This window comes from Gordonia sp. p3-SID1431, assembly GCF_025143765.1.
Lineage (GTDB): Bacteria > Actinomycetota > Actinomycetes > Mycobacteriales > Mycobacteriaceae > Gordonia > Gordonia hongkongensis.
In genome coordinates, this window is sequence record NZ_JAMBDT010000164.1 from 1 (window position 1) to 6,151 (window position 6,151).

The 6,151-nt window shown below is 66.0% G+C and carries 7 protein-coding genes; 3 read left to right on the top strand and 4 right to left on the bottom strand.

Annotated features, from left to right (window positions below; genetic code table 11):
• Positions 1–388 (bottom strand): hypothetical protein (locus M4D77_RS23230; RefSeq protein ID WP_259937633.1); only part of this gene is annotated, 388 nt, incomplete at its 3' end.
• Between the two features lie 253 nt (positions 389–641).
• Here M4D77_RS23230 and M4D77_RS23235 point away from each other — a divergent pair.
• Positions 642–1,103, top strand: a complete 462-nt coding sequence (locus M4D77_RS23235) for a hypothetical protein (RefSeq protein WP_254661190.1) — start codon at positions 642–644, stop codon at positions 1,101–1,103.
• 137 nt (positions 1,104–1,240) lie between these two features.
• Here M4D77_RS23235 and M4D77_RS23240 read toward each other — a convergent pair whose 3' ends face one another.
• A complete protein-coding gene (locus M4D77_RS23240) occupies positions 1,241–2,182 on the bottom strand; it encodes an NADP-dependent oxidoreductase (RefSeq protein ID WP_065629966.1) in 942 nt (313 codons plus the stop codon).
• A gap of 238 nt (positions 2,183–2,420) precedes the next feature.
• Between M4D77_RS23240 and M4D77_RS23245 the strand changes: the two genes are divergently transcribed.
• Positions 2,421–3,008, top strand: a complete 588-nt coding sequence (locus tag M4D77_RS23245) for a hypothetical protein (RefSeq protein WP_247452105.1) — start codon at positions 2,421–2,423, stop codon at positions 3,006–3,008.
• A gap of 106 nt (positions 3,009–3,114) precedes the next feature.
• Here the strand turns inward: M4D77_RS23245 and M4D77_RS23250 are convergent, their stop codons facing one another.
• Both M4D77_RS23250 and M4D77_RS23255 read right to left on the bottom strand, forming a co-directional pair.
• Positions 3,115–3,474, bottom strand: a complete 360-nt coding sequence (locus tag M4D77_RS23250) for a DUF1761 family protein (protein WP_259937634.1) — start codon at positions 3,472–3,474, stop codon at positions 3,115–3,117.
• Positions 3,475–3,591: 117 nt separating this feature from the next.
• Positions 3,592–4,167 carry a TetR/AcrR family transcriptional regulator gene (locus tag M4D77_RS23255; RefSeq protein WP_171011587.1) on the bottom strand — a complete coding sequence of 192 codons (576 nt, stop codon included), beginning with the start codon at positions 4,165–4,167 and terminating at the stop codon, positions 3,592–3,594.
• A gap of 110 nt (positions 4,168–4,277) precedes the next feature.
• Between M4D77_RS23255 and M4D77_RS23260 the strand changes: the two genes are divergently transcribed.
• Complete coding sequence (locus M4D77_RS23260) at positions 4,278–6,080, top strand: ABC transporter ATP-binding protein (RefSeq protein WP_259937635.1); 1,803 nt, start codon at positions 4,278–4,280, stop codon at positions 6,078–6,080.
• Positions 6,081–6,151 lie beyond the last annotated feature (71 nt).

Sequence of the window (6,151 nt, forward strand, 5' to 3'; positions counted from 1 at the left end):
TATGTTCCTGCCACAACCGTCGAACGTGACCATCGGCCACCACGATTCCTAATGCGTTGCGATGCCAGACATCCGAGTCCAGTAACGGTGCAAGTGCACGAGTGAGATCGGCGGAGAGCGCGCTAAGCACCTCGAAGCTGCTCATCTGAGCGTACGCCGAGTCGTCGTATGGGTATTCGGGGAGCGCGACACGCTGTTCTTGAATGAGGTCGGCGTACACGGAGGTGCCGGAGCGCCAGCGCTGGGTCAGCGTGTCGCGAGGGACTCCGGAACTATCCGAGAGTTCGTCGATTACCCGCCCATCATCGACGATTCCATTCTCCAACCTTCGTCGAGCAGCGGATAGGACTCGCGAGCGGTCATCGCGATCGTGTTCGTCGGTACCCATGTGTTGACACTAGCTAATGATTGTCCGGTTTCTGCGGCGTATCGCAATCGGCTGGTTTGTCCCTTCCCTTGCCCACCAGAACGCCATGCGGGCTCACCCTTGTCTGGGTCTCGTCCCAGACTCGCTCCGCAGGTACCGCACAGCAATCGACTCGATCTGGTCGCCACGTAGGATCACGCGTCCTGATCCCTCGATGCGTCTTGTGTCACCAATTCCTATGCCGCACAATGAGTCACGGTCCGAACGGTCGCCGATGGCCGACAGGGTCGCCCAGACCACCGGGGAAGCCATCCGCGCGGCGCGCGCCCACGACTCCGAGGCGTTCGGTGCCGCGACCGACCTTCTCGCGTTGCACCCCGAGTCGCGGGAGGTGCATGCACTCATGATGCGCGAACTCCTCGAGACAGTGTTCCCCGATGGTCTGACCGGCGATGATGTGTCCGAGGTGATAACCAGCACCAGCCGTGCCGCCGCCTCGTGGACTTCCGCCGTCAGTCCCGCAGCGGTAGCCCTCGTGCTGACCGGCGCGTTGGGAGTGGGCGACACCGCCGACCCCGATGCGCTGCCGTCCGCCGGCCTACTGGACGCCGAGACCACCGCCGCTGCCCTCGTGGTCATCACCGACCTCACGGCACGTGCCGATGTCGACCCGATGGAGTACGTGACCCGAGCTGTGGACGAGATTCGTCGCACCCAGACAATGGAGATGCCTTGATCGGTGGTCACACGGTGACCGCGAGCCGCCTGTCGTGTTGGATGACGACCTGCACACGGGACCGACTGCGAGGGCCCAGCGGGGTCGAACGCACCTACGTGCAGAGGCGAACCTCGACTAGATGACCTGTGCTGTCATCAGCTCGCGACGCGTATGACGACCTTGCCGCGCACGTGACCGGACTGGCTCCGCTCGTGCGCGTCGGAGGCATCAGCGAGATCGAACACCTCCGCGATCTCCGGCGTGAGATCGCCTGCGTCGGCGAGTCGGGCGAGTTCGGCAAGATCCGCGGGGTCGGGACGCACCCAGACGTAGTGGCCGCCGAACTCGTCGCGCGCCCGCGCGTCGGTGATCGAGGCGACCGTGCCGCCGTCGCGCAACACGTCCTCGACCGAGTCGAGTGCGTCGCCGCCCACGTAGTCGAGGATGACGTCGACACCCTGGGGCTCGAGTGCCCGTACCCGGTCGGTGAGGCCCTCGCCATACGTCGTGGGCTCGGCGCCCAGACTGCGGAGATAGTCGTGGTTCGACTCCGAGGCCGTCCCGATCACGCGTGCGCCCAGGGACCGGGCGATCTGCACGGCGAACGTTCCGACTCCGCCCGCGGCGGCGTGAACCAGCACGGTGTTTCCGGACTGAACTCCTGCCCGGCGGATGGTCTGCAGAGCGGTGAGACCGGCCAGCGGGAGCGCCGCAGCCTCTTCGAAGGACCAGTTCGACGGCTTGTGTGCCAGGGTGCGCACCGGGGCGGCGACGAACTCGGCGAACGTCCCGCCCGCCACTTCCCCACCGACGACGTCCTTACGGACGTAACCGAACACTTCGTCGCCGACCTGGAACTCAGGTGTGTCCAGGCCGACCTGCTCGACCACTCCCGCGACGTCCCAGCCCGGGACCACCGGGAAGACGGTGTCCATGATCTCGGCGAGATAGCCCTCGCGAACCTTCCAGTCCACGGGATTCACACTGGAGGCGCGGACACGCACCAGCACGGAGTCGGGTCCGACCTTGGGCGTGGGCAGGTCGGTCAGTTCCAGGACGTCGGGACCGCCGAAGCGGTCATAAGTGATTGCGCGCATGGTGGCACCAACGGGACGCTCCACGGAATGATTCCAACAGCTCTGCGATGTCTGCCGACGTCCCATCGTCGTGATGCGTACCGAACGCGCCCGATATCCGGCAGGCCGGGACGTGGTCCATCGCGGGGACAACCAGCGCGATCCCGGCCCGAGCCTGCTGGACGAAGCCCGGTCGCAGCATGAAAAACATTGTGCCGTAGTGTTTTCACCCGTGAATTTCGCTGCTGCCGATGCCATCGTGACCGACTCCACTACCCACGCCTGCGTGTGGTGCTCATCCAGCGACGACATCGCAGAACTCCGCGGCGAACCGCGGTGCGGGCGCTGCCGCGAGGCAGAACAAACTATCGCGGCGGCCCGCGAGTTCGTCGGTTTCTATGGGCTACGACCTTTGGGCGCGTCGATGACGTCCGACGACGAAGAGGAACGCGAACACCGGGTGGCGGCCCGTGACGCCTGGGCAGTGCTGAATCGGACCCGCACACAGCCCCCACCGCGCGTCCGGTCCGGCCAGCGCGGTGTCACACGATCCGCGTCCACCACCACAAACAAGGACGGCAGCACAACGGCTCGCAAAGCCAAGAACGTCGGGGCCGGAAGCGCCCGCCCTGCGGACGTCTCCCGACCCGACCATGAGGAGCTCATGAGCCGCGCGCAGTCCTTGCTGGCGCAGCTCGCCGAGATCGAGCAACGGCTGGCAGTCGCGCAGGCGGACCCCGGCCTGAGCGGCAAGGCCAAGGCGAGCGACTTGACCGCCAAGCGCGATTCGGTGCTGCGTACGCTCGCCGCTCTGGAAAAGGCCAAGCGGGCCCTGGAGCCGGCCTGAGTTCTCACGTGCCAGGACGGTTGTGATCCGAAGGGCGATGAACCGTCACCCGATCCTCCTCACGGAGTAGCGAACGGGGATTGTGCGGTCCACAGCGATTCCACTGTCACCGCCACAGCGACACGATCAGGACGAGGATGAGCAGCTTCAGGGCCCAATCCCCGAGGTGTACAGCTGCCGCGGACAGGGCCGTTCCCTCGTGGAAGACCGCGCCCGCGAACAGTACCAACGGGATGAGGAACAGCCCCGCGGCGAGCAGAAGTGCACCGGTGGCATCCGGATCGAGTTGCGCGACCAGACCGGCGACGAGGAGTACGAGCATTGCGTTGCGGATGAGTTCGACAACCGGCGTCGCCCAGGCCGGTCGGTGTACTTCCGCCGCGGCGGGTGCACCCACGACGCCGTAGTACACACCGCTCACCAGGAACGCGGCGACCGTTGCGGCCACGCACGCCAGTACGTTCACGCTGCCCAATGTCTCATCCGATCGGTGGTAGGTGCAGGGTCTGACACCACCCCGATACAAAACTCATCGGTGGTAGAAGTGTTGCCCCGACCCAAAGCACACGCGTGCGTCGGCTTCTCAGTCGGCAGCGACTCCGGAGAAGAACGTCCGGACGGCGACATCGGCGGCGCGGCGACGCGACATCACCCCGCCGGCGATCGAGACCGCACCGACAAAACAGAGTGAATAGAACACCCCGGCCAGCCATCTCGTTTCGAGATCATCGGCGATGGCACCGTCTTTCTGCGCCCGAGAAAAGATCTCCGGAAGCATCTGGTCCTCTTCCTCAGCCCACTCCGGGTGGCCGTCGAACCGGTGTGGGTCGGCGAACAGGAACACGATGACGTCGTCGATGCCGATGATCACCCGCATCAGCGATTCGAGTGCTGCGCGAGCCGATTCGCACCCGTCGACCGCTTCGCTCGCCTGCCGCTCGAGAACGCTCCTCGCCTCGACGAGCGCCGTATCGACGAGAGACTGACGGTCGGGGAAGTGGCGGTGCAAGGTGCTGCGGCTGACGTCCGCCCGGTCGGCGATGTCGCCCAGGGACGTCGAGAAATCAGTTGCCCACGCCGCGATGGCGGCTGACACTATCGCCTGTCGGGTGCGCAGGCGCACGCCCGAGACGGCAGCCGGTTCCGGCGCATCGTTCACCTGGCCGAGACTATCCACCACACTCGGGTATCTGCAACACACTTGATTGAAAATGGGACACCAATGTGTCATTGTAGAGCTTGCATGTTCCGCTCGGGAGGGCTCACACCATGACGACTTCGACAACCGCGGCCGATCCCGGGCAGACCCCGGATATGCCCATGCGCGCCAAACTCGCGATCCTCTGGGACTACATACGTCCGTACCGGGGCGTCCTTGCCGTGGGCGTCGTCCTCGGGTTGCTCGGCACCGCTGCCGAACTCGCGACCCCGCTGGTCACGAAGTGGGTGCTCGACGGTCTTGCCGTGTCGGAATCTCTGGCGGCGCCGATCACAGTCCTGGCCGTGTTGCTCGTCGCCGGGTCGGTGATCGGTCTGATCCAGACGATCATGTTGGGAACCCTGGCCGAACGCATCATTCTCGCCACCCGCACCGGACTCATCGGACACCTGCTCCGCGTCGAGGTCCCCGAGCTCGCCCGTAGGTCGAGCGGCGAGATGGTCGCGCGCGTCACCTCCGACACCCTGCTGATCCGCGAAGCGACGACGTCGAGCATTGTCAACGGTGTCAACGGTTTCGTCGGTATGGTCGGCGCGCTGGTACTCATGGCGTTTCTGGACCTCCCGCTGTTCGCGACCACGATGGTCGTCGTGGTCATGGTCGGGATCGCCGCCGCCGTACTGATGCCGGGGTTGGCGAAGGCGCAGCAGGACGCGCAGGCCGAGATCGGTTTCCTGGGTGGCCGATTGGAGGGGATCCTTCGATCGATTCGCACCGTCAAGGCGAGTCGGGCCGAGGCGCGGGAATCCGACCGGATCGGAGAGTTCGCGCACCGGTCGGCGAGCAAGGGAATCCGGGCCGTGCGTATCGAAGCATGGGCCTGGACGATCACCGGGTCCGGGATCAATCTGGCGGTGATGGTCGTCCTGGCGTTCGGGGCCTGGCGCGTCGCCGACGGTTCGATGGCCGTCAGTACTCTGATCGCATTCCTGCTCTACGGATTCCAACTGATGATGCCTGTCTCGCTGCTCACCCAGAGTGTCACGGCCTTGCAGTCGGGATTGGCCGCGGCTGCGCGGATTGCCGAGATCTCCGACCTGCGAACCGAATCCGACGACGAGGTGGTGGCGAATCGCACGTCGGCTCGGGTCGACCGGACCGCGTCCGCACTCGAACTGCGCGACGTGGTGTACCGATACGCACCAGACTCCCCCGCTGCGCTCAACGGCATTGACCTGACGATCCCACGCCGCGGACACACTGCCATCGTCGGACCGTCGGGTGCCGGGAAGACGACCATCTTCTCCCTCTTCCTGAAGTTCCTACGACCGGATCGCGGCGAGATCGTGCTCGACGGTCGGCCGCTCGACCAGTGGACACTCCACGATCTGCGAGCACGCATCGCCTACGTGGAGCAGGACACCCCTCTGGTCCCCGGAACGGTCCGCGACAACCTCGTCTACGCGGCGCCCGAGGCGACAGACGACGAGGTGTGGCGTGCCCTGTCGGCCGTCCGGATGGATGAGCGTGTCCATTCCATGCCCGACGGCCTACTCACCGACGTGACCACGTCAACGCTGTCGGGCGGGGAACGGCAACGGATCGCGCTCGCCCGCGCGCTGGTGGTCGACCCAGAACTCCTCCTGCTCGACGAGGTGACCGCGCAACTCGACGGGTTGACCGAGGCGGCTGTGGCCGAGGGCATCCGTCGACAGGCCACTCGCGGAGCCGTCGTCACCATCGCGCATCGGCTCTCGACGATCATGGACGCCGACCAGATCGTCGTCCTCGAAGCCGGTCGGGTGCGGGCGGTCGGCAACCATCGGAGCCTGCTCGCCACCGATGAGCTCTACCGAGAACTGGTGGCCGCCATGCGTATCGACACCGACGTGGACGCTGCCGAGCTGAATTGATCCGACACCCGCCCCCCCCCGCCCCGCCGGGGGGGGGCCCCCCCCCCGCCCCCTGCGGGGCCCGCGACGCG

Excerpts from the sequence above, each read along its gene's own strand:
- M4D77_RS23235 (WP_254661190.1), top strand. The coding sequence starts at position 642 with ATGGCCGACAGGGTCGCCCAGACCACCGGGGAAGCCATCCGCGCGGCG.
- M4D77_RS23240 (WP_065629966.1), bottom strand. The coding sequence starts at position 2,182 with ATGCGCGCAATCACTTATGACCGCTTCGGCGGTCCCGACGTCCTGGAA.
- M4D77_RS23260 (WP_259937635.1), top strand. The coding sequence starts at position 4,278 with ATGACGACTTCGACAACCGCGGCCGATCCCGGGCAGACCCCGGATATG.